Source organism: Microcoleus sp. PH2017_24_DOB_U_A (assembly GCF_020738205.1).
Taxonomy (GTDB): domain Bacteria; phylum Cyanobacteriota; class Cyanobacteriia; order Cyanobacteriales; family Microcoleaceae; genus Microcoleus.
This window is the reverse complement of the sequence record NZ_JAEQCT010000182.1, coordinates 1-1,330: the sequence shown is the minus strand read 5'-3', so window position 1 is coordinate 1,330 and position 1,330 is coordinate 1. Positions and strand designations below refer to the sequence as shown.

The window sequence follows — 1,330 nt, the reverse complement described above, 5'->3', positions numbered from 1 at the left end:
CCTGCGCGGACTAAGAAATAATATCAATTCCGGTTGCACCGGAATGACAAGCGAGGAGACTCAAGATGCCGTTTCCCTACCCCAGATTCATTGTAGGGAAACGGCATCTTGAGTCTCCTTATTTCGGTAATATTAATAATTCCGATGCTACCGGATTTGATATAAGGGGGATTTAAGCAGGATTTGATATTAGATCGAAAAAAAACCGCCGCCTGTGATTCAGGCAACGGTTTTTTTAAGCAACTAATTACCAGCTAAAATTAGTGAGCAGAACCGTTACCGTGATACTTGTCACTATCGTAGAAGCCGTTTTTTGTGCCGAAGAACAAACAGCACACGGTGAAAACTGCTGTCAAGACTGCTAAAACTAACTTAACGTCCATAATTTACTGTCTCCTGTTGAATGAGTGCAAATACTCAGATTGTAGAATCTTTTTGGCTGGCGCGGCCATCTACCAGCGTAGCGCCTGATTTGCTGGGCTGTACTCTGGTGCGCCAGTTTCCTGACGGGGAGACGATTCGGGGAATGATTGTGGAAACAGAAGCTTACGCCCCGGGAGATCCCGCTTGTCACGCTTACCGACAGCAGACTCCTCGCAATCAGGCGATGTTCGGGCGTGCGGGTATCGGCTACGTTTACTTTATCTACGGGATGTATCACTGTTTTAACGTGGTGACGGATGCGGAGGGAGTGGGTAGCGCTGTGCTGATTCGAGCTTTGCAGCTAGATGCGCCTCCTGTCAAGTTTGCTGCTGCAATTCCCGAAAAAAAGCTGTTGCGCCTCGCCGCCGGGCCTGGGAAGCTGTTTGACACTCCCCTGCCTAAAGGCGAGGGGATTCTTTGTTCATAGACTCAACTTGCTCAGACAGGATTTCTGAGCGTCAAAGTAGAGGTCAAATCTCCCAAAGCGTTCGGGCTTAAAACCCAAGTTCCGGTATGCCCTACCGTACTCAAGGCTAATTTCAGAATATTAATCGCTGCGTTCCAATCCCTATCCATAACAAATCCACATTCACAAACGTGGGTTCTTACGGATAGGGATTTTTTTACGATTGCACCGCAATTTGAACATTTTTGTGAAGTATAAGCAGGATTAACGGCAACCGTTACCCGACCAAATTTCACACCAAAATACTCCAACCACTTTCTGAATTGATACCAACCTGCGTCATTAATCGATTTAGCGAGACAGTGATTCTTTACTAGATTCTTTATTCTCAAATCTTCGTAAGCGACCAAATCGTTAGATTGGATTACGCAACGCGCCAGTTTCTTAGCGTGTTCTTCACGTTGCCGACTTATTTTGAGGTGTACTCGTCCTAATCGATTA

General features: G+C 46.2%; 2 protein-coding genes and 1 pseudogene. 1 reads left to right on the top strand and 2 read right to left on the bottom strand.

Annotated features, from left to right (window positions below; genetic code table 11):
* Positions 1–260 precede the first annotated feature (260 nt).
* On the bottom strand, positions 261–383 hold the full coding sequence (locus JGK07_RS32425) for a hypothetical protein (RefSeq protein ID WP_096830678.1): 123 nt from the start codon (positions 381–383) through the stop codon (positions 261–263).
* 20 nt (positions 384–403) lie between these two features.
* Between JGK07_RS32425 and JGK07_RS32420 the strand changes: the two genes are divergently transcribed.
* A complete protein-coding gene (locus tag JGK07_RS32420) occupies positions 404–850 on the top strand; it encodes a DNA-3-methyladenine glycosylase (RefSeq protein ID WP_363319734.1) in 447 nt (148 codons plus the stop codon).
* On the opposite strand, the pseudogene JGK07_RS32415 reads toward JGK07_RS32420, so the two are convergent.
* Positions 822–1,330 (bottom strand): annotated as a pseudogene (locus JGK07_RS32415) (transposase); the annotation flags it as partial. The gene JGK07_RS32420 and the pseudogene JGK07_RS32415 overlap by 29 nt on opposite strands.